Here is a 25550-nt window from a genome sequence, read left to right as displayed (position 1 = left end):
AAGGATTGGCCGATGCATTAAATAGTCTTCAAAAAACTTGCGAATCAGCAGAAGTAATAGTGGTTAAAAACCTCCGAAGAACCCTGTCAGGAAAGCGCCTTGAAAGTCCCTTTGTTTCAGTCGATCAGTCCATGAGCGTCATAAAACGGATACGGGCCGGGATACTCGCCAACAACGACGTTGTGGGTCGTCAGCGCCTGTGCATCCCAGCGATGCAGCAGATAACCGGGTGGTTCAAGATTGAAATGCGCCGGCGCCGTGGGCTGCAGATCCAGCACGATCTGATGTGAGGTCCCCGGGCATACGCAACTCAGACTGCCGCCGAAACGCCGCTGCATTGATCGATGTAAATGCCCGCACAGCAAGCGCTCCACCTGCGGGTGCCGGGCAATGACCCGCTCCAGCGCCAAGGCGTTGATAAACGGTTCACGATCCATGTGGCCAATACCGCTGATGAACGGCGGGTGATGCAGGATCAACAGCGTCGGGACGTCGGGGCGACGTGCCAATTGTTCGTCGAGCCAACGCAATTGACTGTCCAGCACACGGCCACCATGGGCATCGGGAATGGTCGTATCCAAACCGATAAGGCGCACCGGATGCTGCTCCACCACCCAGTCCAGCGGAGCACCCGTCGATGTCGGCAAATAGGCGTGATCTGTAAAGGCCGCCTGCAAATGCTCGCGAATGTCGTGGTTGCCAGGCACCAGGTAGCAAGGCATGTGCAGCCGCTCCAGTTCGGAACGCAGCACGGCATATTCATCAGGACGGCCGAAGTCCACCAAATCGCCGCTGATCACCACAATATCCGGGCGCGGATGACTGGCATTCAATTGATCGACCGCACGACGCAGCGCGCCAGTGGTATCAACGACACCGTAGGTCAGCTTGTGATCAGCTTTCAGGTGCAGATCACTGAGCTGCGCAATGAGAAACGAACGATTCAAAATTCACTCACTAATGACCAGAACATTACGGTTGCAGGGTGAACAGCTGCTGCGGCTCGATGCCCAGAGCAATCAGCGCGCCAAAGTCGTGGATCACGCCGTCTGCGCTGTCCACCATCAGCGGCTGTGCAGCGCCGACATCGACCAACAAGCGGCTTTGTGCCCCCTGGAAAAATTGCCCTACCAGGCGCCCGGACAGATGACCGCCGCCGGGCATCACCCGTAAGTGTTCAGGGCGGCAATATACGGTGGAAGGGGGATGCGCGCCCCTCCACGGCAATTCACCGCCGCTGACTTTCAAGCCCGAGGGCGTGTGCTCGATCACCGGAAAAGCGTTGAGATTGCCGACGAAACTGGCGACAAACGTGTTGGCCGGCTGCCGATAGATTTCCCGTGGAGTGCCCAATTGCGCGACCCGACCGCGCTCCATGACCAGAATGCGATCGCCCAGCGCCATCGCCTCGCCCTGATCATGGGTGACAAATACCGAGGTCACCCCCAATCCGCGGAGCAACTGATCCAGCTCGCTGCGCAGGCGTTCACGCAATTGTGCGTCCAGCGCCGCCAGAGGTTCGTCGAGCAGCAGCACTTTGGGTCTGGGTGCCAGGGCCCGAGCCAGGGCGACTCGCTGACGCTGCCCCCCGGACAATTCGTGAACACTGCGTTTTTCGTGACCTTGCAGCCCCACCAGCTCCAGCAACTCCGAGCACCGCTTGTTGCGCTCGGCGGGTGAAAGGCCGCGAATTTTCAGGCCGTAAACAATGTTGGCGGCCACGTCCAGATTCGGAAACAAGGCATAATTTTGAAACACCATACCCACATCACGACGCTCGATCGGTAAGCGCGTGACATCCTTGTCAGCGAAAAAAACATGGCCCACATCCGGCCGTTCCAGGCCGGCGATGAGGCGCAGGGTGGTGGTTTTACCGCAACCCGAAGGGCCGAGAATCGCCAGCGTTTCCCCGGCTTCAATGGTCAGGTTCAGATCATGTACAGCAACGGTGCCATCGGAAAATGCCTTGCGGCACCCTTCCAGGCGAATGGTGATTCCGCTCATCGACTTTCTCCGCGGGACAGACGGGCACTGATAGCCTGCAACGCAATAAGCAGCGGCACGATCATCAGTAGAAATAGAAGTGTGTAAGCACTGGCGACCTCCAGTCGTGCCGAGGCATAACTGTCAGCCAGGCCCACCGGCAACGTTTTGGTCATCGGCGTGTGCAGCATCCAGGTCAGGTTGAACTCGCCCAGCGACAACGTGACGACCATCAGCACCCCGGCGAGAATCCCTGCTCGGCAGTTGGGTATCACCACGCCGAAGAATCGCCGCAACGGTCCCGCGCCAAGGCTCGCCGCAGCCTCTTCCAATACCGGCAGATGCTGGCGTTGCATCACCGCCATGACCGGACGCACCAGAAATGGCAGAGTGAACAACACATGACCTACAAGGATGAATAACCAGCTGCTGCGAAACCCACCGAACTGGCCGTAGGTAAGCAGCAAGGCCAAAGCACTGGCCAGTCCCGGCATCGCCACTGGCAACACCATCAGTTCCTCGAACCCGCGGCTGAAGCGGTTGTTCATTCGCACCAGCGCATACGCCGCCGGCACGCCAAGCACACTGACGCAGAGCGCACAGGCTAGCGCCAATTGCAGGGACAACCAGACCGTGGATGAGTAAGCGAGCCAGACCTGCACCAGCCAATCGAACGTCAGGCCGCTGGACAGCCCCTGAAAATAATTGCGCGTCAATCCGGCCATCAGCGACATCAATACCGGCACCAACATGAAGGCGCACACCAGCAAGGTGAAGACCAGTTGCCCGACAAACAGTGTGGAACGCTTCACAAGATTGTCCTCGATGGAGTGACCAGTCGCCGGCCCAGCAGGAGCGCGATCCAGGTCACCGCGCCAAGCACCACCGACAGCGCTGCGGCCACGGCAAAATTGGCGTAGTTGGTAAATACGTTATAAATCGCGACCGGGGTTACGTTGAGGCGCGTGCCCAGGGTGAACGCCGTGCCGAACGCGCCCATGGAGGTCGCAAAGCAGATAGCCGCGCAGGAAACCAGGGCCGGCGCCAAACCGGGAATAATGACGTCCATGACCACTCGCCAGGAACCCGCTCCCAGCGAGTGGGCGGCTTCCTCAAGGCTGCGATCCAGGCTTTCGCAAGCGGCCATCACCGTCAGGATCACCCTCGGAATCGAGAAGTACAGGTAGCCAACACACAAGCCCGCCAACGAGTAGGCAAAGACCCAGCGCTCCCCCGCCAGCGTGACGCCCAGGGCACTGAACAATCCCTGGCGCCCCGCCAGCAGAATCACCAGGAAGCCGACGACCACACCAGGAAACGCCAGTGGAAAGGTCAGCAAAGCCACCAGTGTCGAGCGTCCGAAAAAGTGCTGACGAGCGAGGAACACGCCAGTGATACCGCCCACCACGAGCGCCGCCAGGGTCACCACGAGCGCAAGCAGGCAGGTTTGCGCCAGGCTACTCAGGTATTGCGCGCTACTCAGCACCTGCCAGTAACCGCTTGCACTGCCATCTCGTCCCTGCCCGCCCAGAACAATCAGGTGCGCCAGCGGTAGCAGCCAGAACGCGAACAACAGGGCTGCGGCCGGCGCCAGCGCCCAAGCAGCGGTCGGGCGCCAGCGCGGAAAAATGGCGCGCCCCGACCGGACCTCCCGAACTTTCAAGAACGAGGTCGTCACTTACTTGACCTCTTTCAAGTAGCGTGCCGAAAAGGCTTCCTGGACCGCGGCCATTTCCTGGTAATCGACCACACCCGCCCGGGCATAATCGCTATCCGGCAAGAACTGCGCGGCCACCTCGGCGGGCATTTTTATCGCGCGCACAGGGCGCAGATAAGCCTTGGCCCAGAGTGCCTGGCCTTGATCGGACAGGACGAAATCCAACACCTTCTGCGCATTGTCGCGATGCGGGGCGTTGCCCACCAGGCTCATCACGTAAGGCACGCTGATGCTACCTTCCTTGGGAATGACGAAGGCGACGTTGGCGTTGTCCTTATAGCGCGCGCGATAAGCGTTGAAGTCGTAATCGACCAGAATCGGCAGTTCGCCTGACAGCACTCGGGCGTACGCCGTCTGCTTGGGCACGATCGGCGTATTTTTCGCCAGCTTCTGGAAATAATCGATGGCAGGCGCGAAGTTATCCAGGCTGCCGCCCATGGCCCGGTTGATCGCTACGGCAGAGACATAACCGACAAAAGCGCTTGAGGGGTCGAGGTAGCCGACCATGCCTTTGTATTCGGGCTTGAGCAGATCGTTCCAGCCTTGCGGCACCGGCAATCCGCCCAGTGCGTCGACGTTGACCATGATGCCTAACGTGCCGGAATGAATCGCGAACCAGTGACCGTCCGGGTCCTTCAGGCCAGCGGGAATCTGGTCCCAACCCTTGGGTTTATACGTGTCGACCACGCCGGCTTTTTGAGCCTGCAAACCGAAGGTGACGCCGTAATACACCACGTCAGCCACTGGAGCGGCTTGTTCGGCGACCAACTGCGCCAGGGCCTGACCTGAATTCTTGTTGTCCAGCGGCACCTGCACGCCGGTCGCGTTGGCAATTTCCTTGAGCTGCGTGCCCCAGTCCGCCCATTCCGGCGGGCAGTTGTAGCAAATCGCAGTGTCAGCGGCCTGGCTCAGGTTGGCCAATCCGCAGAGCAACAATGTCGCCAGTGTTTTACGCAAAGGGAACATCAGACATCTCCAGGTATGATTTCGTAGGGTTGGATACTGTCGCCCGGCCTGATATGGCAAGACAGACAATGGGAATTCGGCGCTGCACCGGCGATCTGTGCCAACAGTTGCTCGATCACCGTGCAGGCCAGTTCCGAAATAGGTTGAACGACGCTGCATAGCGTCGGGTGCATCTGAGCGCCAAGGGCGATGCCGTCGAAACCAATGATTGAAAGTTGCCCGGGAACGCACCAACCGTTGCGCCGTAATTGCGCGATCAGGCTGATGGCGAGCAAATCGTTGGAGCAGACCACCGCGCTGATCGCCTGGGGGCCTCGCAGCAGAGGTTCGATGGCGGCGAATTCCGCCTCGGTGTGAGCAGGCATTTCAATCACGGGCAAACTGTCGAGGCCGGCCTCGCGCATCGCGTCGCAATACCCGGCATACCGCAGACGAGCACGGTCGGACTGCAGCGCGGGGCCCGCGACCATGCCGATCCGGGAGTGCCCGGCGTCGAGCAGATACCGGGTGGCCATCGCCATGCCGGCGCGGTTATCGACCGACACGGTGCTGTAATCCGGATGACCCGGCTGGTGATAGGCCAACACAAACGGGGTGTCTTCGCTGGCAAGGCTCTGCAACACGCGGTTGCTCTCGGCGTCCGTCACCGTGAGAACAAGACCGTCGACCCGCTGTCGCAACAACTCCTCGACCACCGAGCTTTCGCGCTCACTGCTGTAGTCGGTAGTCGCCAGCAACAGGTTGTAACCTCGTGAACGTGCGGCACGCTCCATCGCCTGGATTTGCTCAGCGAATACCGGATTGAGCAGATTGGGCACCACGACCCCGATCAGGTTGGTGGTTTGCAGGCGCAACTGCCGGCCAAGCCGATTGGGCCGAAAACCCAGTTGACGCGCCGCCGCCATGACTTGCTCTCGGGTCGCCGGGCGCACCACTTCCGGGGAGGAAAAGGTCCGGGCCGCGGTCGCCCGCGAAACGCCTGCCAGCCGTGCAACTTCAATTAAATCAGTCATTGTCACTCGCTTGAGATCGATCTCATTGACGAGCACATTACTTGGCGAATATGGCGTTCCCAGTTAAGGAACATGACATTTCTATTGCAGAAGCGACGTTCGATGGGCCGACCCGCGATTGAACAGCACTGTGCTCAGGCAGACAGCCGCGGAATGACCGGCAGGATTTACAGACACAAAAAACCCCGAACCAGTCGGGGTTTTTTGCTACTTGGTCAAGCGCTGTGCTTATTGGAAAAGCGACTCGCTCGACAAGCCATTTTTCTCCAGAATCTCCCGCAGACGCTTCAGGCCTTCCACCTGGATCTGTCTGACGCGCTCACGGGTCAGGCCAATTTCCAGGCCCACATCTTCCAGCGTGCTGCTCTCATGACCGCGCAGACCGAAGCGGCGTATCACCACCTCGCGCTGCTTGTCGGTCAGTTCCGAGAGCCATTGATCGATGCTCTGAGACAGGTCGTCATCCTGCAACAGTTCACACGGATCGGTTGGACGGTCATCGGTTAGGGTGTCCAGCAGGGTTTTATCCGAATCCGGACCCAGCGAGACGTCGACCGAAGATACCCGCTCGTTCAGGCCGAGCATGCGCTTGACCTCTCCCACCGGTTTTTCCAGCAGGTTGGCGATTTCTTCGGGTGAGGGTTCGTGATCGAGTTTTTGCGTCAGCTCCCGTGCGGCCCTCAGGTACACGTTGAGTTCTTTGACCACATGGATCGGCAACCGGATGGTCCGGGTCTGATTCATGATCGCGCGCTCGATGGTTTGACGAATCCACCAGGTTGCGTAGGTCGAAAAGCGGAAGCCACGTTCGGGGTCGAACTTCTCTACCGCCCGGATCAGCCCGAGGTTGCCCTCTTCGATCAGGTCCAGCAGCGACAGGCCACGATTGACATAGCGTCGGGCGATTTTCACCACCAGCCGCAGGTTGCTTTCAATCATGCGTTTGCGCCCGGCCGGATCGCCACTTTGCGACAAGCGTGCAAAGTGAACTTCTTCTTCGGGGGACAGCAGAGGGGAAAAGCCGATTTCATTGAGGTACAGCTGCGTAGCATCGAGTGCACGCGTGTAGTCAATGTATTTGTGCTGCTTTAACGAGGCGGAGTGTTTGGATTTGGCACGAACGGAAGGTGGAGCAGCCCCTTCATCATTCGACATCGAATCCGTACCGATGCCGGTCTCCATCAGGAGAACCTCATCGTCGATGTCAAACTCCGGCACTTCTTTACTGAGAGCCATTGTTATAGTCCTTTGGTGAGTTCGACCTCAAGCTCGAGCGGCGCCTTTATCCCTGGCAACGCTGGAGCCTGTTCCCTCTACGTGACGGAACAGGCTGGTAACAAATCAACGACGTGGCAGGAACTGCAGCGGATCTACAGGTTTACCTTGTCGGCGAATCTCAAAATGCAGTTTCACCCGGTCTGTACCCGTTGACCCCATTTCGGCAATTGTCTGTCCGACCTTGACCTGCTGCCCCTCCCGAACCAACAGCCTGCGGTTGTGACCGTAGGCACTGACGTAGGTATCGCTGTGTTTGATGATGACTAATTCGCCGTAGCCCCTTAAGCCACTCCCGGCGTATACCACCGTCCCATCAGACGCAGCTAAAACAGGCTGTCCCAAATCTCCGGCGATATCAATTCCTTTATTCAAACTACCGTTTGAAGAGAATTTTCCAATCAGGATGCCATTAGAAGGCCATCCCCAGCCGGTCGGGGCCGGGCCTGCGGGAGGCATCGGAGCGGGTGCTGGCTTGTTGGCGACGGACGGTGCAACCACCGTTGTCGTCGTAGTTGCGCCATTTGGCTGGCGCCGGATTACAGTGGTTTTACTCGACGAAGAAGGCGCCGAATCGGCCGGGCTGACCACCGCCGTCGGCGTTGAACCGGTGCGACCGTCAAAGCGGATCGTCTGACCCGGATGTATCGTGTACGGCGTAGGAATGTTGTTGCGCGCCGCGAGGGCTTTGTAGTCCCAGCCGTAGCGAAAGGCGATCGAGAACAGCGTGTCTTTAGGTCGAACCACGTATTGGCCCGTGGTTACTGCCGGACGCTGGGCGACGGCGTTGTTGCGATCGACGACGCGCACCGCGCCCGATTTGGTGCTGGAACAACCGACCAGCAAGGTGCTTAAGACAAGGCCAGTCACCAGGCGCTGAAAGCTCGTTATACCCATTCGCTGCGCAATGACTGTGAGACTCACCCGCCGCTCCCTTTGTGGTGGCTGAAATGTGGAATTGCCGTGCTCCCGGCATGAAGTGTCGTCAGTATAACGAGCGGTGCAGGCTTTACCTTTAATGAAGCGAAGCACACGTTTGCTACCTGACGATGAATCCCGTTTAACTGATCGACGCCGCTGTAAGACAGGGGCAATCGAAGAGAATTCACCGGGACGAAACAAATGCTCAGGCCAGTGGCCCGTTGAGCAGTGGAACGAAACGCACCGCCCCCAGAACACGCCTGGAAAACCCGTGTTCTTCACGGATGATCAGCATCAACTGCTGAACCTCACCCGACCCGACCGGTATCACCAGTCGCCCTCCGGGTGCCAACTGGTCGAGTAATGCCTGGGGCACATCGGTCGCCACCGCCGTCACGATGATGCCGTTGTACGGTGCCAGCGCCGGCCAGCCTTCCCAACCATCGCCCCAACGAAAGACCACGTTGCGCAGGTTGAGGTCGACCAGACGTTCCTTGGCCCGGTCCTGCAAAACCTTGATGCGCTCGACGGAAAAAACCCGCTCGACCAATTGCGACAGGATTGCAGTCTGATAACCCGACCCCGTGCCGATTTCCATCACCTTGTCCAGCGGACCCGCTTCCAGCAGCAGCTCGCTCATGCGGGCCACCATGTAAGGCTGGGAGATCGTCTGGTTGTTGCCGATCGGCAACGCCGTGTCTTCATAGGCACGGTGCGCCAGTGCCTCGTCGACGAACAGGTGACGCGGCGTTCGGCGGATCACTTCCAGCACCTTGGCGTTGGAAATGCCCTCTTCATACAACCGCTGAATCAGACGCTCGCGGGTGCGTTGCGAAGTCATCCCGATGCCGCGATGCATCGGGTCTTGTTCACGAGCCATTAGCGCAATCCCTCCAGCCAGCCATCGAGGCTTCGGAAGGCATCATTGAAGGTGCGATCCAGTTGCAGTGGCGTGATGGACACATAGCCTTGCATCACCGCATGGAAATCGGTGCCCGGACCGCCGTCTTCGGCATCGCCCGCCGCAGCGATCCAGTAACCGGACTTGCCACGCGGGTCGACCACTTTCATCGGTGCCGCCGCGCGGGCGCGATGACCGAGGCGAGTCAGCTGGATTCCGCGAATGTGGTCCAGCGGCAAATTGGGAATGTTCACGTTCAGTACCGTACGCGGTGGCAGGTCAAGGTCGGCGTAGGCTTCCACCAGTTTGCGCGCGTAGTAAGCGGCTGTGGGAAGGTTCTCGACTTGCCGCGAGACCAACGAAAAGGCGAACGAAGGACGCGCCAGGAAACGCCCTTCAAGGGCCGCGGCCACGGTGCCGGAATACAACACATCGTCCCCCAGGTTGGCGCCCAGGTTTATACCGGAAACCACCATGTCCGGTTCGCGCTCCAGCAAGCCGTTGAGGCCCAGGTGCACGCAATCGGTCGGTGTGCCGTTGAGGCTGATAAAGCCGTTGGCCAAGGTTTGCGGGTGCAAGGGACGGTCGAGCGTCAGCGAACTGCTGGCGCCGCTTTTGTCCTGGTCCGGGGCGATAACCACGCATTCGGTGTAATCCGCCAGCGCAGCATAAAGCGCGGCGAGACCGGGTGCGGCTACCCCATCGTCGTTAGAAATCAGAATACGCATGGGCTGTCCGTCTGCCCCACCGGCACCAGATCAACGAGCTCACGCACCAATACGGTAGCGAAGCATCCGGCCGGCAGGACGAATTCCAGTTGCAGAATGTCAGGCTCGGGATAATGCCACGTCAACCCACCAATGGGCAGTCGCAGGATGCGACGTTCGTGGCTCATACCGGCGTTAATCAACCAATCGCGCAGATCCGCTTCGCGCGCGGCGATTGCCTGCTCCAGTTCATGGACTGCGCCCATCGCCGGCGAGTCACCTTCGCCCCACTGCGGGCCGGTCGGGTGCAGGTCGAGAATCGCCAGTCGCGGGTCGCTGCACTCGGCTTCACCGGCCGGGAAGAAGCTTCGGCTGTCGGTGAACGCCAGCAGATCTCCGACTTGAGCCCGCTGCCACGTACCATCGGCGACACGCGCCGCCAGCACTTGGTTGAACAGAAAACTACGGGCAGTGGAGAGCAAGCGCGAACGGACGTTGCGCTGTTCCGGCAAGGCCTTGCGCGCGGCCCAGCCACGGGCATCGACCACGTTGCCGCCATCGAACCCGAACCGCTGGGCGCCGAAATAATTGGGGATACCTTGTTTGGCGATCAGTTGCAGGCGCGCTTCGATGGCCGCTTTGTCGCCCGCGAATTGGGTCAGGCGCAAGGTGAAACCGTTGGCCGAATGAGCACCGCGCTGCAGCTTGCGTTTATGTCGACCGGTCTTGAGGATTTTCAGCGTCTCGTTTTCCGCCGACGACAAATCAGGATCAGCCTTGCCCGGCAGCTGCACGCTGAACCACTGGCGCGTCAGCGCCTGACGATCCTTGAGACCGGCGTAACTGACGGTGCGCAATGGCACACCCGCTGCCTTGGCAATTCGCCGTGCCGCTTCTTCGGTGTTCAGGCCGCGCTTTTCCACCCAGATCCACAAATGTTCGCCATCGCCACTGAGCGGGATGTCGAGCACTTCATCGACCTGGAAGTCTTCCGCCGTGGCTTTCAACACTGCGGTGCCGAGGGCTTCACCGTAGGCACGCGGGCCGAGCAATTGCAGGTCGTTCATGCGCGCAGCAACAAGGCAACGGAATGCACGGCGATACCTTCTTCGCGACCGACAAAGCCGAGCTTTTCGGTGGTGGTAGCTTTCACGTTCACTTGATCCAACTCAACTTGAAGATCCGCGGCAATCAGCGCGCGCATCGATTCGATATGCGGGGCCATTTTCGGCGCCTGGGCGACGATGGTGTTATCGACGTTGCCGACTTTCCAGCCTTTGGCGTGGACCAGTGCGACGACGTGACGCAACAGCACACGGCTGTCGGCGCCCTTGAATTTTGGGTCGGTGTCCGGGAAGTGCTTGCCGATATCACCCAGCGCAGCGGCGCCGAGCAAGGCATCGCTCAAGGCGTGCAGCAGGACGTCACCGTCGGAGTGAGCGAGCAGCCCGAAGCCGTGTGCAATGCGCACGCCGCCCAGAGTAATGAAATCGCCATCAGCGAAACGGTGCACATCATAGCCGTGGCCAATACGCATAGAAAAACGCCCCGATTTTTGTCAGGGCGTGATTCTACCTGCATTAGACGCCTAGGGCGCGTCCGTGATGTTGCAAGTGGTCGTCGATGAAGCTGGCAATGAAGAAATAGCTGTGGTCGTAGCCGGGTTGCAGGCGCAACGTCAGCGGATGACCGGCCAGCCTGGTTGCTTGTAGCAAGGCTTCTGGCTTGAGCTGGGTAGCCAGGAAATCATCACGATCCCCTTGGTCGACCAATAGCGGCAGCTTCTCCTCGGCCTCGGCGATCAACGCGCAGGCATCCCATTCGCGCCATTTCGAACGCTCTTCCCCCAGGTAACGGGAAAAGGCCTTCTGGCCCCAAGGGCAGTCCATCGGATTGTTGATTGGCGAAAACGCCGACACCGACTGATACCGACCCGGATTGCGCAATGCGCAGACAAGAGCGCCGTGGCCGCCCATGGAATGACCGCTGATGCCGCGCTTGTCCGAAGCAGGGAAATGAGCCTCGACCAATGCCGGCAATTCCTGCACGACATAGTCATGCATCCGATAGTGGCGCGACCACGGCTCCTGCGTGGCGTTCAGATAAAACCCGGCGCCGAGACCGAAGTCCCAGGCGCCATCCGGGTCACCCGGCACATCAGGACCGCGTGGGCTGGTGTCCGGCGCAACGATGATCAGCCCGAGCTCCGCGGCCATGCGCAGGGCGCCGGCCTTTTGCATGAAGTTCTCGTCGGTGCAGGTCAGGCCGGACAACCAGTACAGCACCGGCAGTTTGCCGCCCTGCTCCGCTTGTGGCGGCAGGTACACAGCGAACACCATGTCGCAGCCCAGCACATCGGAGCGGTGCCGATAACGCTTATGCCAGCCGCCGAAGCTTTTCTGACAGGAGATATTTTCCAGGCTCATGGCGGACCTCAGAAATGGATGACGGAACGGATGCTTTTTCCTTCATGCATCAGGTCGAAAGCCTTGTTGATATCTTCCAGGCCCATGGTGTGGGTGATGAACGTATCCAGCGGGATTTCGCCGGATTCAGCCATTTCGACATAGCTTGGCAATTCGGTGCGACCGCGCACACCGCCGAACGCCGAACCGCGCCAGACGCGACCGGTGACCAACTGGAACGGACGGGTCGAAATTTCCTGGCCTGCACCGGCCACGCCGATGATCACCGACTCGCCCCAACCTTTGTGGCAGCACTCAAGTGCGGCGCGCATCAATTGGACGTTGCCGATGCATTCGAAGGAAAAGTCGACGCCGCCATCGGTCATGTCGACGATGACTTCCTGGATCGGGCGGTCGAAGTCTTTCGGGTTCACGCAGTCGGTTGCACCGAGCTGCTTGGCGATCTCGAATTTGGCCGGGTTGATGTCGATGGCAATGATCCGCGCCGCCTTGGCTTTTACTGCGCCGATCACCGCCGACAGACCGATGCCGCCGAGGCCGAAAATGGCCACGGTATCACCCGGTTTTACCTTGGCAGTATTGAGCACCGCACCGATGCCGGTGGTGACGCCGCAACCCAGCAGACAGACTTTTTCCAGCGGTGCTTCTTTAGGAATTTTGGCGACGGAGATTTCCGGCAACACGGTGTACTCGGAGAACGTCGAGGTGCCCATGTAGTGGAAAATCGGCTGACCCTTGTAGGAAAAACGCGTAGTGCCATCTGGCATCAGACCTTTGCCCTGGGTCGCACGAATCGCCTGACACAGGTTGGTCTTGCCCGACAGGCAGAATTTGCACTGGCGGCATTCCGGGGTGTACAGCGGAATGACGTGATCGCCGACCGCCACGGAGGTCACGCCCTCGCCGACGGCTTCAACCACCGCGCCACCTTCGTGACCGAGGATCGACGGGAAGATACCTTCCGGATCAGCGCCCGACAGTGTGTACGCATCGGTATGGCAGACACCGGAGGCAACCACACGCAGCAAAACTTCACCGGCCTTGGGCATGGCGACATCGACTTCAACGATCTCGAGGGGTTTCTTGGCCTCGAAGGCAACGGCAGCGCGCGACTTGATCATGTGGATTCTCCAGTGAATAAAAACGAGACAGGGAGTGTAATACAGCGCTTTACGATGAATAATCAGGGCAAAAGCAAAACATTATTGCCATACAGGGATAATCCTCGATGTCCGAGAACCGTTGGGAAGGTATCGACGAATTCGTCGCCGTGGCCGAGTGCAGCCAGTTCACGGCTGCCGCAGAACGGCTTGGGGTTTCTTCTTCCCACATCAGTCGACAGATAGTACGCCTCGAAGAGCGCCTTCAGACGCGACTGCTGTACCGCAGCACCCGTCGCGTCACGCTGACCGAAGCGGGCCAGACCTTTTTGCAGCATTGCCAGCGTTTGCAGGACGGTCGTGAAGAAGCGCTAAGAGCGGTCGGCGACCTGACCAGCGAACCCAAAGGCATGCTGCGCATGACCTGCGCCGTGGCATACGGCGAACGGTTCATCGTGCCGCTGGTAACGCGATTCATGGGGATTTATCCGCAACTTCGAATCGATATCGAACTGAGCAACCGGCAACTGGACCTGGTGCATGAAGGCCTGGACCTGGCGATCCGCCTCGGCCGCCTTCAGGACTCGCGGCTGGTGGCAGCGCGATTGGCGCCGCGGCGCATGTATCTGTGCGCGTCGCCTTCCTACCTGAAACGGTACGGACGCCCACACAGCTTGTCGGAACTGAGCCGCCACAACTGCCTCATTGGCAGCTCGGATCTCTGGCAACTGGAACAGAACGGGCGGGAATTTTCCCAGCGCGTACAGGGAAACTGGCGCTGCAACAGTGGGCAAGCGGTGCTGGATGCGGCGTTACAGGGTGTCGGGTTGTGTCAGTTGCCGGATTACTACGTGCTGGAATACCTGAAAAGCGGCGAACTGATTTCGCTGCTGGATGCCCACCAACCGCCGAACACTGCGGTGTGGGCGCTTTATCCACAGCAACGACACCTGTCGCCGAAGGTTCGCAAGTTGGTGGATTATTTGAAGGAAGGGTTGGCCGAGCGGCCGGAGTATCGAATTTAAGATCAAAAGAGCGCAGCCTGCCGCAGCTCCTGCATTGGAAATGCGGTCTGCTGTTGGAACTGCCGCAGGCTGCGATCTTTTAGCGACGATTAGCCCAGCGCTGCCGCAGCCAGTCGAGGTCTTCAGGCCGGGTGACCTTGAGATTATCGGCACGCCCTTCTATCAAGCGTGGCGCCAGCCCGGCCCATTCCATGGCCGAAGCCTCGTCGGTGATAACCGCGTCAGCCACCAGGCTGTCAGCCAATGCCCGATGCAGCGCACCCAGGCGAAACATCTGCGGCGTGTAAGCCTGCCAGATCACACTGCGATCCACGGTTTCAACGACACGCCCGAGTTTGTCGACCCGCTTCAGGGTATCGCGAGCCGGAACCGCCAGCAGTCCGCCGACCGGGTCGTCAGCCAGTTCAACCAGCAACTTGTCCAGATCATCACGACTCAGATTGGGCCGTGCAGCATCGTGCACCAACACCCAATCCTCATCGTCAGCACCCTGCGCATGCAAATGCAGCAAGGCGTTGAGCACCGACCCGGAACGCTCGGCGCCGCCGTCAACCCGCTGTATACGCGAATCGCCAGCGCACGCCAGATTCGGCCAATAAGGATCATCCACAGCAAGACTGACCACCAACCCCTTCAGGGAAGGATGATCAAGGAAACAACCAAGGCTGTGTTCGAGAATAGTGCGCCCGCCCAGTTGCAAGTATTGCTTGGGACGGTCCGCGGCCATACGGGCACCGACGCCCGCGGCAGGAATCACGGCCCAGAAGGCCGGTAACGGGGAATTCATTGAGCCAACTGGTAAAGGGTTTCACCGTCCTTGACCATGCCCAGCTCATGGCGAGCCCGCTCTTCAACGGTCTCCATGCCTTTTTTCAATTCACTGACTTCGGCGTCCATCACCCGATTGCGCTCAAGCAGCCCTTCGTTCTCAGCGTGTTGATCCGCGATCTGCTGAGTCAGCTCGGCCACTTGCGCAAGACTGCCATTACCCACCCACAGGCGGTATTGCAGGCCAGCCAGCAACAAGAGCAAGACGAGGAACAACCAATTGGGACTGCGCATCGAATATCAGGTATCCAGTGAAAAAAGACAGCCATGCCAAAACTTTGAAGTGTCTGATAGCACGAAGCCTGGAATCTCCAGGCTTGTGCTCTTAAGGCATCAGATTAGTGGCAAATCCGTCGCTGTCGCGACTTTTCCGACACAATCCGCTGACTTTTTACCCTCTACAGCTTAACCGCGGAACTCGCTGCGGCCGTTGTACTTGGCTTTGCCGTTCAACTGCTCTTCGATACGCAGCAGTTGGTTGTACTTGGAGACGCGATCGGAACGGCACAGTGAGCCGGTCTTGATCTGGCCAGCCGAAGTGCCCACAGCCAGGTCGGCAATGGTCGAATCTTCGGTTTCGCCGGAGCGGTGGGAGATCACCGCGGTGTAACCGGCAGCCTTGGCCATCTGGATGGCTTCCAGGGTTTCGGTCAGGGTGCCGATCTGGTTGAACTTGATCAGGATCGAGTTGGCGATCTTTTTATCGATGCCTTCTTTCAGGATCTTGGTGTTGGTCACGAACAGGTCGTCGCCTACCAGCTGGGTTTTCTCGCCGATCTTGTCGGTGAGGATTTTCCAGCCAGCCCAGTCGGACTCGTCCAGGCCATCTTCGATGGAGATGATCGGGTAACGCTCGGTCAGACCTTTGAGGTAGTCGGCGAACCCTTCAGCGGTGAACACCTGGCCTTCGCCGGACAGGTTGTACTTGCCGTCTTCGTAGAATTCGCTGGCCGCGCAGTCCAGTGCCAGGGTCACGTCGGTGCCCAGTTTGTAACCGGCGTTGGCCACCGCTTCGGAGATCACTTTCAAAGCATCTTCGTTGGACGCCAGGTTCGGCGCGAAACCACCTTCGTCACCTACGGCAGTGCTCAGGCCACGGGCCTTCAGTACGGCTTTGAGGTGATGGAAAATCTCGGTGCCCATGCGCAGACCTTCCGAGAAAGACTTGGCGCCAACCGGCTGAACCATGAATTCCTGGATGTCGACGTTGTTATCGGCGTGCTCGCCACCGTTGATGATGTTCATCATCGGAACCGGCATCGAGTACACACCCGGTGTGCCGTTCAGGTTGGCGATGTGTGCGTACAGCGGCAGGTCCTGGTCCTGTGCTGCTGCCTTGGCCGCGGCCAGGGAAACGGCGAGGATCGCGTTGGCGCCCAGGGAACCCTTGTTTTCAGTGCCGTCGAGCTTGATCATCGCGTGATCGAGTGCTTTCTGGTCGCTTGGGTCAGTACCTTTCAACAGGTCGCGGATCGGACCGTTGATGTTGGCGACGGCTTTCAGAACGCCCTTGCCCAGGTAACGGCTCTTGTCGCCATCACGCAGCTCGAGCGCTTCACGCGAGCCAGTGGAAGCACCGGACGGCGCGCAAGCGCTGCCGATGATGCCGTTATCGAGAAGCACGTCCGCTTCCACGGTGGGGTTGCCACGGGAGTCGAGAACTTCACGACCTTTGATGTCGACGATTTTTGCCATTGTTGTAAACACTCCAAAGTTGACGAAAACGACGCAGCTGAAGGAAATCTTTTATCGCCGGCAAGTGATGTGCAACGGGCAGACTTGCGGACGACAAGGCTCAGGCCCAAGGGCCTGAGCAACAAATCGTGCGGTACTTTACCGGAGAAATGAGGATTACGCGGTTTCTACCGTCGGAAAACTCTTCACCAGTTCGTCCAAAGCTTTGAGCTGGGCCAGGAATGGCTCCAGTTTGTCCAGACGCAAGGCGCAAGGGCCGTCGCATTTGGCGTTGTCCGGGTCCGGGTGCGCTTCGAGGAACAGACCGGCCAATGACTGGCTCATGCCAGCCTTCGCCAGATCGAGGACCTGGGCGCGGCGACCGCCGGCGGAATCGGAGCGACCGCCGGGCATTTGCAGCGCGTGGGTCACGTCGAAGAACACCGGGTATTCGAACTGCTTCATGATGCCGAAGCCGAGCATGTCGACGACCAGGTTGTTGTAGCCGAAGCTCGAACCGCGCTCACAGAGGATCAACTGATCGTTACCCGCTTCCACGCACTTGTTCAGGATGTGTTTCATCTCCTGAGGCGCGAGGAACTGGGCCTTCTTGATGTTGATCACCGCACCGGTCCTGGCCATCGCGACCACGAGGTCGGTCTGGCGCGACAGGAAGGCCGGCAGCTGGATGATGTCGCAGACTTCAGCGACGACCGCGGCCTGCTCAGGCTCGTGGACGTCGGTGATGATCGGCACGCCGAAGGCTTGCTTGATGTCCTGGAAAATCCGCATGCCCTCTTCCAGGCCGGGGCCACGGTAAGAGGTCACTGAGGAACGGTTGGCCTTGTCGAAGCTGGCCTTGAACACGTAAGGGATACCGAGTTTCTCGGTAACCTTCACGTACTCTTCGCAGACCTGCATCGCCATGTCGCGGCTTTCCAGCACGTTCATGCCACCGAACAGCACCATTGGCTTGTCGTTGGCAATCTCGATTTCGCCTACGCGGATGATCTTCTGCGCCATAAGGTTCACGCCTTCTTCTGGTGTTGAGCCAAAGCTGCTTTGACGAAACCGCTGAACAACGGGTGACCGTCACGTGGTGTCGAGGTGAACTCAGGGTGGAACTGGCAAGCGACGAACCATGGATGATCCGGCGCTTCAACCACTTCAACCAGCGCGCCATCACCGGAACGACCGGAGATTTTCAGGCCGGCTTCCATGATTTGCGGCAGCAGGTTGTTGTTCACTTCGTAGCGATGACGGTGACGCTCGACGATCACGTCCTTGCCATAGCAGTCGTGAACCAGGGAACCCGACTCCAGCAGGCAATCCTGCGCGCCAAGGCGCATGGTGCCGCCCAGATCGGATGTTTCGGTACGGGTTTCGACAGCACCGGTGGCATCTTCCCACTCGGTGATCAGACCCACGACCGGGTGACCGCTTGCACGATCGAACTCGGTGGAGTTGGCGTCTTTCCAGCCCATGACGTTACGAGCGAACTCGATCACGGCCACTTGCATGCCCAGGCAGATGCCGAGGTACGGAATCTTGTTTTCACGAGCGTACTGGACGGCGGTGATCTTGCCTTCCACGCCGCGCAGTCCGAAACCGCCAGGAACCAGGATCGCGTCGACGCCTTCCAGCAGCGCGGTGCCCTGGTTTTCAATGTCTTCGGAATCGATGTAGCGCAGGTTGACCTTGGTGCGGTTGCTGATGCCGGCGTGACTCATCGCTTCGATCAGCGACTTGTAGGCGTCCAGCAACTCCATGTACTTGCCGACCATGGCGATGGTGACTTCGTGCTCAGGGTTGAGCTTGGCGTCGACCACGGCTTCCCACTCGGACAGATCCGCGCCGCCGCATTGCAGGCCGAAACGCTCGACGACGAAATCATCCAGGCCTTGCGAATGCAGGATGCCCGGGATCTTGTAGATGGTGTCGGCGTCTTCCAGCGCAATCACCGCACGTTCTTCAACGTTGGTGAACTGCGCGATCTTGCGACGCGAGGAGATGTCGATCGGGTGATCGGAGCGGCACACCAGCACATCAGGTTGCAGGCCGATGGAACGCAGTTCCTTGACCGAGTGCTGGGTTGGCTTGGTTTTGGTTTCGCCGGCGGTGGCGATGTACGGCACCAGTGTCAGGTGCATCAGCATCGCGCGCTTGGCACCGACTTCGAAACGCAGTTGACGGATGGCTTCGAGGAACGGCTGGGATTCGATGTCACCCACGGTGCCACCGATCTCGACCATCGCCACGTCGGCATCGCCGGCGCCCTTGATGATCCGGCGCTTGATTTCGTCGGTGATGTGGGGAATGACCTGGATGGTGGCGCCCAGGTAATCACCACGGCGCTCTTTGCGCAGGACGTGTTCGTAGACACGGCCGGTGGTGAAGTTGTTGTTCTGGGTCATGGTCGTGCGGATGAACCGCTCGTAGTGGCCCAGGTCCAGGTCGGTCTCGGCGCCGTCGTGGGTGACGAACACTTCACCGTGCTGGAACGGGCTCATGGTGCCCGGGTCGACGTTGATGTACGGATCCAGCTTCAGCATGGTGACCTTAAGTCCCCGCGCCTCCAGGATGGCCGCCAATGAAGCCGATGCAATGCCTTTCCCCAATGAAGAAACAACACCGCCCGTGACGAATATGTAGCGCGTCATGAAAAACCCTAGAAGTCTGCGTTAAAGCGGTCCGAGCCGCCGGGGAAAGCGAAGGAAGGCCGAAGCCCCCGATCACCTGCATTAATCACAGTGCACCTTTCAAAAAAACCGCCGCGTTGGGACAGACCGGGAGTTGAAACACCGGTACGTTGCTCGCTACACATTTTTTGGAATCGCCCAGCAAAGACTGCTTGGTAATCGGCAACTCCTGCAATTCAGGCGAATCCACAGAAGTTGTATCAAGAAGGGAGCGTAGTCTACCGGAAAGCCCCTTTCAGCTCAAACCTTGATCTTCGCTCGGTGGCTGCCAATGTAAATTCCAGCCGTCCTGCTCACTGCCATTCAAGCCCCGCAGGTTGGCTACCGCCAGCAATTGCTCGCCCCGGTACAGCAGCGGCAATCTGCCACGGACGAACCCTGGAACCCCGCGTTCATTGAGCAAGCGCTTCAGGTCCCGATGGCCGCGATCGGGCAGGCTCATGGCCTCGCCGCCCTCGCGATAGCGGATATGTAGCGGGCCTTCCGGGGGTTGCCCGGTGAACCTGAGTTCGCCGTTGCCAGGCAAAACCAACGCTTGCGAGGGATCAGTCCAGCTCCCGATGCCAAGTACAGGTCTCAGCCAATGACCGGATAACCACCAGAGGCGTCCGCCCGCCCGATGCAGCTCACCGTCCGCCAAACGCCAAATCGGACGAGCATCGCCGGTGGCATCACGCAAATCCTCCCAACCCGACCAGTGGTCACTGTCTGGCAGACGCGTCAGCGCGGCGAGCCAGTGACTCACTGCATTTCGCTGGCGAGCGGCGGACAGCTTTGCAATCGGCGACAGCTCAAGGGACGGCACACCCAGCCAATCGAATTCACCGACGGTGCGGGCATGCGCCAGATCGATTTGCGCCAACTCATCAAGCAATCCCCGGGCTTCACTCAGATGCGCAGCGCTGCGGGCCATGCTCGTCACGGCTTGAGGCCAACGCTTGGTCATGACCGGCAACACCTGATGCCGCAGGTAATTGCGCGAGAATTGATGATCCTGGTTCGAAGGGTCTTCGATCCACCTCAATTGATGCTCGGTCGCGTAAGCCTCAAGCTCTGCGCGCGAAACATCGAGCAGCGGCCGCAGCAGATGCCCCCGACCCAACGGGCGTTGGCTCGGCACCCCCGACAAGCCTCTTACCCCGGCCCCACGCAGCAATCGGAACAACAGGGTTTCGGCCTGGTCATCGCGGTGTTGGGCGGTCAGTAGCACTTCGTTGGTTTGCGTGGCCTCGATGAACGCGCCATATCGCGCATCACGGGCTGCACGCTCGAGGCTGGCGCCGGGCCGAACCTGAACGTGAACGACCTGCAAAGGTACACCCAGCTCATCACAGACCGACTGGCAGTGTTCCGGCCACGCATCAGCCACAGCCTGGAGGCCGTGATGAATGTGTATGGCGTTGAGATCGGGGAGGATTTCGGTTTTTGCGAGATAAGCGAGAAGGTGCAGCAGGACGGTGGAATCAAGGCCGCCGCTGAAAGCGATGCGCCAGGCCGGGGCGTTGCGCCACCGTTTCAGATTCAGCAAAAGCCGGGAAGGCAAATCAATCGAGGGCCGATCCATATCTTTCCCTTTGCACAAATCAAATGTGGGAGCGAGCCTGCTCGCGATAGCGGTACAACAGCCAACAAATTTGTTGAATGTTAAACCCTCATCGCGAGCAGGCTCGCTCCCACATGGGGTACAGCGCAGTCAGGTCAGAGACCGTAGCTCATCAGACGCTCGTAACGACGGGCCAGCAGCGCTTCGTTATCAAACTTCTTCAACATCGCCAGCTGCGAGCTCAGCTCGGCACGGATCGATGCAGCGGCCGCAGCCGGATCACGATGAGCGCCGCCCAAAGGCTCGCCGATCACTTTATCCACGATGCCCAAGCCTTTCAGGCGCTCGGCAGTGATGCCCATGGCTTCAGCGGCATCCGGTGCTTTTTCTGCGGTTTTCCACAGAATCGAAGCACAACCTTCCGGCGAGATCACCGCATAGGTCGAATACTGCAACATGTTCAGCTGATCGCACACACCGATGGCCAGTGCACCACCGGAACCACCTTCACCGATCACGGTGGCGATGATTGGGGTTTTCAGGCGAGCCATGACGCGCAGGTTCCAGGCGATCGCTTCGCTCTGGTTGCGCTCTTCAGCGTCGATGCCCGGGTAGGCGCCCGGCGTATCGATGAAGGTCAGGATCGGCATCTTGAAGCGTTCGGCCATTTCCATCAGGCGGCACGCCTTGCGGTAGCCTTCCGGACGCGGCATGCCGAAGTTGCGACGAACCTTCTCGCGCACTTCGCGGCCTTTCTGGTGACCGATGATCATCACCGGCTGGTCATCCAGACGGGCCACGCCGCCAACGATGGCAGCGTCGTCGGAAAAGTGACGGTCGCCGTGCAGTTCGTCGAACTCGGTGAAGATATGTTCGATGTAGTCCAGGGTGTATGGACGTTTCGGATGACGCGCCAGACGCGCGATCTGCCAGCTGGTCAGCTTGCCGAAGATATCCTCGGTCAGCGTGTTGCTTTTGTCCTGCAGGCGGGAGATCTCATCGCCGATATTCAGCGAATTGTCGTTACCGACCAAGCGCAACTCTTCGATCTTGGCTTGCAGGTCGGCGATCGGCTGTTCGAAATCTAGAAAATTCGGGTTCATAGGCGTCCGTCTAGGGTCGACGTCCAAGAGAGCTTGGGCCGGCCGGTTGTCTATTCGCGCCCTACCTTAAGGGACAGGCGCGTTCAGGTCGAGATTAAAAATTCAGGTCGAGATCAGGGCGTATGGAAGGCACCTGACCGTCAACGGTATTGGAGGAAGACGTTGTCTCGCCCGAACTGGTCACGCAGGGCTTGAATCAACGCATCCGCCGGGTCGATTCGCCAGGTCTCGCCGAACTGCAGCAAGGCCTTCGCATCGGGGCTCGTGTATTCCATGGTGATCGGGCATGCGCCGCGGTGACGCTTGAACAACTCACCCAGCCAGCGTAGCTGATCGCCTTTCAAATCCTTGGTCTGCAGCTTCAATCGCAGGCTTTCGGCCAGGTTGGTGCGCGCGTCCTCCATGCTCATCACCCGCTTGACCCGCAGGCGCAAACCGCCGGAGAAGTCGTCGTTGCTGACCTCGCCTTCGACCACCACCATCGCGTCAGTCTGCAACAGCGACTGCGCGGAATGGAACGCGTCGGCGAACAGCGAGGCTTCGATCCGGCCAGAACGATCGTCAAGGGTGATGAACCCCATCTTGTCACCCTTTTTGTTCTTCATCACCCGCAGGGCGATGATCATGCCTGCGACGGTCTGTGTATCACGAGCCGGCTTCAGGTCGATGATCCGCTGGCGGGCGAAACGGCGGATTTCGCCTTCGTATTCATCGATCGGGTGACCGGTCAGGTACAACCCCAGGGTGTCTTTCTCCCCTTTAAGGCGTTCCTTCAGGGTCAGCTCTTTCGCCTTGCGGTGATTGGCATAGACGTCCGCGTCCTCTTCTACGAACAGCCCGCCGAACAGGTCGGCGTGACCACTGTCGTGGGTGCGGGCGGTTTGTTCGGCGGCCTTGATCGCCCCTTCCATCGCATTCAGCAAGACCGCGCGGTTCTGGTCGATGCTCGCTTGATAGGCTTTCGGCTCGTCATGGAAACAGGGCCCCAGACGATCCAGCGCACCGCTTCGGATCAAACCATCCAGCGTGCGCTTGTTGATGCGCTTGAGGTCGACACGGGCGCAAAAATCGAACAGGTCCTTGAACGGCCCGTCCTGACGCGCCTCGGTGATCGCTTCCACCGGCCCTTCGCCCACACCCTTGATCGCGCCGAGGCCATAGATAATGCGGCCTTCGTCATTCACCGTGAACTTGAACTCCGAAGTATTCACATCCGGCGCGTCGAGACGCAGCTTCATGGTGCGAATTTCTTCGATCAAGGTCACGACCTTGTCGGTGTTGTGCATATCCGCCGACAGTACCGCGGCCATGAACGGCGCCGGGTAGTGCGTTTTCAGCCACGCGGTCTGGTACGAAACCAGGCCGTAAGCAGCGGAGTGGGATTTGTTGAAGCCATAACCGGCGAATTTCTCCACCAGGTCGAAAATGTTACCGGCGAGGTCAGCATCGATGTTGTTGGTGGCGCAACCCTCAATGAAACCACCGCGCTGCTTGGCCATTTCCTCGGGCTTTTTCTTACCCATGGCCCGACGCAGCATGTCCGCACCACCGAGGGTGTAACCGGCCATGACCTGGGCAATCTGCATCACCTGTTCCTGATACAGGATGATGCCGTAAGTCGGTGCCAATACCGGTTTCAGACCTTCGTACTGGTAGTCCGAGTGCGGGTACGCGAGTTCGGCGCGACCGTGCTTACGGTTGATAAAGTCGTCAACCATGCCCGATTGCAAAGGGCCCGGACGGAACAGGGCCACCAGTGCGATCAAGTCTTCCAGGCAGTCGGGCTTGAGCTTTTTGATCAGCTCTTTCATGCCGCGCGACTCGAGCTGGAACACCGCGGTGGTTTCAGCTTTTTGCAGCAGCTGGTAGGTCGGTTTGTCATCGAGCGGGATGAACGCAATGTCCAGCGGCGGCTCATCGACCTTGGCGCGGTCGCGATTGATCGTTTTCAGCGCCCAGTCGATGACCGTCAGGGTCCGCAGGCCGAGGAAGTCGAACTTCACCAGGCCGGCAGCTTCAACGTCGTCCTTGTCGAACTGGGTCACCAGGCCGTCACCGGCCTCGTCGCAATAGATCGGCGAGAAGTCGGTCAGCTTGGTCGGTGCGATCACCACACCACCGGCGTGTTTGCCGACGTTACGCACGACCCCTTCGAGCTTGCGCGCCATTTCCCAGATTTCCGCGGCCTCTTCATCAACCTTGATGAAGTCGCGGAGGATTTCTTCCTGCTCGTAGGCTTTTTCCAGGGTCATGCCGACTTCGAACGGAATCATCTTCGACAGACGATCCGCCAGGCCGTAGGACTTGCCCTGCACCCGCGCCACGTCGCGGACCACAGCCTTGGCGGCCATGGAACCGAAGGTGATGATCTGACTTACCGCGTTGCGCCCGTACTTTTCGGCCACGTAGTCGATGACCCGGTCACGACCGTCCATGCAGAAGTCGACGTCGAAGTCGGGCATCGATACCCGTTCCGGGTTAAGGAAACGTTCGAACAGCAGGTCATATTCCAGCGGGTCGAGGTCGGTGATCTTCTGCACATAGGCCACCAGCGAACCGGCACCCGAACCACGGCCCGGACCTACCGGCACGCCGTTGCTCTTGGCCCACTGGATAAAGTCCATAACGATGAGGAAGTAACCGGGGAACCCCATCTGGATGATGATATCCAGCTCGAAATTCAGCCGGTCGACGTAGACCTGACGCTTGGCTTCGTAGTCTTCGGTGGTGTCCTTGGGCAGCAGAACGCTGAGGCGCTCTTCCAGGCCATCGAAGGACACCTTGCGGAAATACTCGTCGATGGTCATGCCATCGGGAATCGGGAAGTTGGGCAGGAAGTGCGTGCCCAGTTTCACTTCAATGTTGCAGCGCTTGGCGATCTCGACGGTGTTTTCCAGCGCCTCGGGAATGTCGCTGAACAGCTCGGCCATTTCCTCGGCGCTTTTGAGGTATTGCTGATCACTGTAATTCTTCGAACGCCGCGGATCGTCGAGGGCGCGGCCCTCACCGATGCAGACGCGGGTCTCGTGAGCGGCAAAGTCTTCCTGCTTGATGAAGCGCACGTCGTTGGTCGCGACCAGTGGCGCGCCGATCTTCTCCGCCAGGGCCACGGCGCCGTGCAACTGCTCTTCATCGTTGGGACGATTGGTGCGCTGGATTTCCAGGTAAAAGCGATCCGGGAACACCTCCATCCACTCGCGCGCCAGATTTTCCGCTTCAGCCGGATTGCCGCTGAGCATGGCCAGGCCGATCTCGCCTTCTTTTGCCGCCGACAGCATGATCAAGCCTTCGCTGGCCTCGGCCACCCACTCGCGCTCGATGATGACCGAGCCATTGCGCTGGCCGTCGATGAAGCCGCGGGAGATCAGTTCAGTGAGGTTGCGATAGCCGACAGCGTTCATGGCCAGCAGGCTGATCCGGCTCAGGGCGTTGTCCGGATCCTTGTTCGACAGCCATAGGTCGGCGCCGCAGATCGGCTTGATACCTGCGCCCATGGCGGCTTTATAGAATTTGACCAGGGAACACATGTTGTTCTGGTCGGTGACCGCCACGGCAGGCATGTTCATGCCGACCAGAGTCTTGACCAGCGGTTTGATCCGCACCAGACCGTCGACCAGGGAATATTCAGTGTGCAGGCGTAGATGAACGAATGAAGCCGGCATAGTGATC

At 59.4% G+C, this 25550-nt stretch carries 23 protein-coding genes; 1 reads left to right on the top strand and 22 read right to left on the bottom strand.

From position 1 onward, the window contains the following. Positions 1–116: 116 nt before the first annotated feature. The 14 genes from B723_RS11505 to B723_RS11440 form a co-directional block, all read right to left on the bottom strand. On the bottom strand, positions 117–947 hold the full coding sequence (locus B723_RS11505; protein ID WP_017336732.1) for a phosphodiesterase: 831 nt from the start codon (positions 945–947) through the stop codon (positions 117–119). 25 nt (positions 948–972) lie between these two features. Beyond that, positions 973–2004 (bottom strand): ABC transporter ATP-binding protein, encoded by a 1032-nt coding sequence (locus B723_RS11500; protein WP_017336731.1) that lies wholly within the window; start codon positions 2002–2004, stop codon positions 973–975. Continuing rightward, a complete protein-coding gene (locus tag B723_RS11495; protein ID WP_017336730.1) occupies positions 2001–2795 on the bottom strand; it encodes an ABC transporter permease in 795 nt (264 codons plus the stop codon). Before B723_RS11495 ends, B723_RS11500 begins: the two co-directional genes overlap by 4 nt. Beyond that, entirely contained in the window at positions 2792–3661 is an 870-nt protein-coding gene (locus tag B723_RS11490) for an ABC transporter permease (RefSeq protein ID WP_017336729.1), read from the bottom strand. Before B723_RS11490 ends, B723_RS11495 begins: the two co-directional genes overlap by 4 nt. Beyond that, a complete protein-coding gene (locus B723_RS11485; protein WP_017336728.1) occupies positions 3662–4666 on the bottom strand; it encodes an ABC transporter substrate-binding protein in 1005 nt (334 codons plus the stop codon). It abuts the gene before it with no gap. Next, positions 4666–5679 (bottom strand): LacI family DNA-binding transcriptional regulator, encoded by a 1014-nt coding sequence (locus tag B723_RS11480; protein WP_017336727.1) that lies wholly within the window; start codon positions 5677–5679, stop codon positions 4666–4668. The genes B723_RS11485 and B723_RS11480 overlap by 1 nt, the downstream gene beginning before the upstream one ends. A gap of 228 nt (positions 5680–5907) precedes the next feature. Beyond that, the gene (gene rpoS, locus B723_RS11475) at positions 5908–6915 is read right to left on the bottom strand and encodes an RNA polymerase sigma factor RpoS (protein ID WP_008154012.1); all 1008 of its coding nucleotides are present in this window, start codon (positions 6913–6915) and stop codon (positions 5908–5910) included. Positions 6916–7020: 105 nt separating this feature from the next. Further along, the gene (locus B723_RS11470) at positions 7021–7878 is read right to left on the bottom strand and encodes a peptidoglycan DD-metalloendopeptidase family protein (RefSeq protein WP_017336726.1); all 858 of its coding nucleotides are present in this window, start codon (positions 7876–7878) and stop codon (positions 7021–7023) included. 202 nt (positions 7879–8080) lie between these two features. Beyond that, complete coding sequence (locus B723_RS11465) at positions 8081–8716, bottom strand: protein-L-isoaspartate(D-aspartate) O-methyltransferase (RefSeq protein WP_174602683.1); 636 nt, start codon at positions 8714–8716, stop codon at positions 8081–8083. Positions 8717–8754: 38 nt separating this feature from the next. Then, entirely contained in the window at positions 8755–9504 is a 750-nt protein-coding gene (gene surE, locus B723_RS11460) for a 5'/3'-nucleotidase SurE (protein ID WP_017336724.1), read from the bottom strand. Continuing rightward, the gene (gene truD, locus B723_RS11455; protein WP_017336723.1) at positions 9492–10550 is read right to left on the bottom strand and encodes a tRNA pseudouridine(13) synthase TruD; all 1059 of its coding nucleotides are present in this window, start codon (positions 10548–10550) and stop codon (positions 9492–9494) included. The genes surE and truD overlap by 13 nt, the downstream gene beginning before the upstream one ends. Next, positions 10547–11020: a 2-C-methyl-D-erythritol 2,4-cyclodiphosphate synthase gene (ispF, locus tag B723_RS11450; protein WP_017336722.1), complete on the bottom strand. Its 474-nt coding sequence runs from the start codon at positions 11018–11020 to the stop codon at positions 10547–10549. The genes truD and ispF overlap by 4 nt, the downstream gene beginning before the upstream one ends. 43 nt (positions 11021–11063) lie before the next feature. Next, positions 11064–11909, bottom strand: coding sequence for an S-formylglutathione hydrolase (fghA, locus tag B723_RS11445; protein ID WP_017336721.1), 846 nt, complete (start codon positions 11907–11909; stop codon positions 11064–11066). An 8-nt stretch (positions 11910–11917) separates the two neighbouring features. Then, positions 11918–13030: an S-(hydroxymethyl)glutathione dehydrogenase/class III alcohol dehydrogenase gene (locus tag B723_RS11440; RefSeq protein WP_017336720.1), complete on the bottom strand. Its 1113-nt coding sequence runs from the start codon at positions 13028–13030 to the stop codon at positions 11918–11920. Between the two features lie 107 nt (positions 13031–13137). Between B723_RS11440 and B723_RS11435 the strand changes: the two genes are divergently transcribed. Beyond that, entirely contained in the window at positions 13138–14034 is an 897-nt protein-coding gene (locus tag B723_RS11435) for a LysR substrate-binding domain-containing protein (RefSeq protein WP_017336719.1), read from the top strand. A gap of 79 nt (positions 14035–14113) precedes the next feature. On the opposite strand, the gene ispD is transcribed toward B723_RS11435, so the two are convergent. The 8 genes from ispD to dnaE form a co-directional block, all read right to left on the bottom strand. Further along, positions 14114–14821, bottom strand: a complete 708-nt coding sequence (gene ispD / locus B723_RS11430; protein ID WP_017336718.1) for a 2-C-methyl-D-erythritol 4-phosphate cytidylyltransferase — start codon at positions 14819–14821, stop codon at positions 14114–14116. Then, a complete protein-coding gene (gene ftsB / locus B723_RS11425) occupies positions 14818–15096 on the bottom strand; it encodes a cell division protein FtsB (RefSeq protein WP_008028992.1) in 279 nt (92 codons plus the stop codon). Before ftsB ends, ispD begins: the two co-directional genes overlap by 4 nt. Before the next feature lie 171 nt (positions 15097–15267). Next, positions 15268–16557, bottom strand: a complete 1290-nt coding sequence (gene eno, locus B723_RS11420) for a phosphopyruvate hydratase (protein ID WP_008039408.1) — start codon at positions 16555–16557, stop codon at positions 15268–15270. A 156-nt stretch (positions 16558–16713) separates the two neighbouring features. Next, positions 16714–17559, bottom strand: coding sequence for a 3-deoxy-8-phosphooctulonate synthase (kdsA, locus tag B723_RS11415; protein ID WP_017336717.1), 846 nt, complete (start codon positions 17557–17559; stop codon positions 16714–16716). 5 nt (positions 17560–17564) lie between these two features. After that, positions 17565–19196: a CTP synthase gene (locus B723_RS11410; protein ID WP_017336716.1), complete on the bottom strand. Its 1632-nt coding sequence runs from the start codon at positions 19194–19196 to the stop codon at positions 17565–17567. Positions 19197–19470: 274 nt separating this feature from the next. Beyond that, positions 19471–20799, bottom strand: coding sequence for a tRNA lysidine(34) synthetase TilS (tilS, locus tag B723_RS11405; protein ID WP_017336714.1), 1329 nt, complete (start codon positions 20797–20799; stop codon positions 19471–19473). Positions 20800–20933: 134 nt separating this feature from the next. After that, positions 20934–21881, bottom strand: a complete 948-nt coding sequence (locus B723_RS11400; RefSeq protein WP_017336713.1) for an acetyl-CoA carboxylase carboxyltransferase subunit alpha — start codon at positions 21879–21881, stop codon at positions 20934–20936. Positions 21882–22021: 140 nt separating this feature from the next. Further along, a complete protein-coding gene (dnaE, locus tag B723_RS11395; RefSeq protein ID WP_017336712.1) occupies positions 22022–25543 on the bottom strand; it encodes a DNA polymerase III subunit alpha in 3522 nt (1173 codons plus the stop codon). Positions 25544–25550: the final 7 nt, after the last annotated feature.

It is taken from the genome of Pseudomonas fluorescens NCIMB 11764 (assembly GCF_000293885.2).
GTDB lineage: Bacteria > Pseudomonadota > Gammaproteobacteria > Pseudomonadales > Pseudomonadaceae > Aquipseudomonas > Aquipseudomonas fluorescens_B.
Note: the sequence above shows the minus strand (reverse complement) of the source record. Positions and strands in the feature narration are given on the sequence as shown.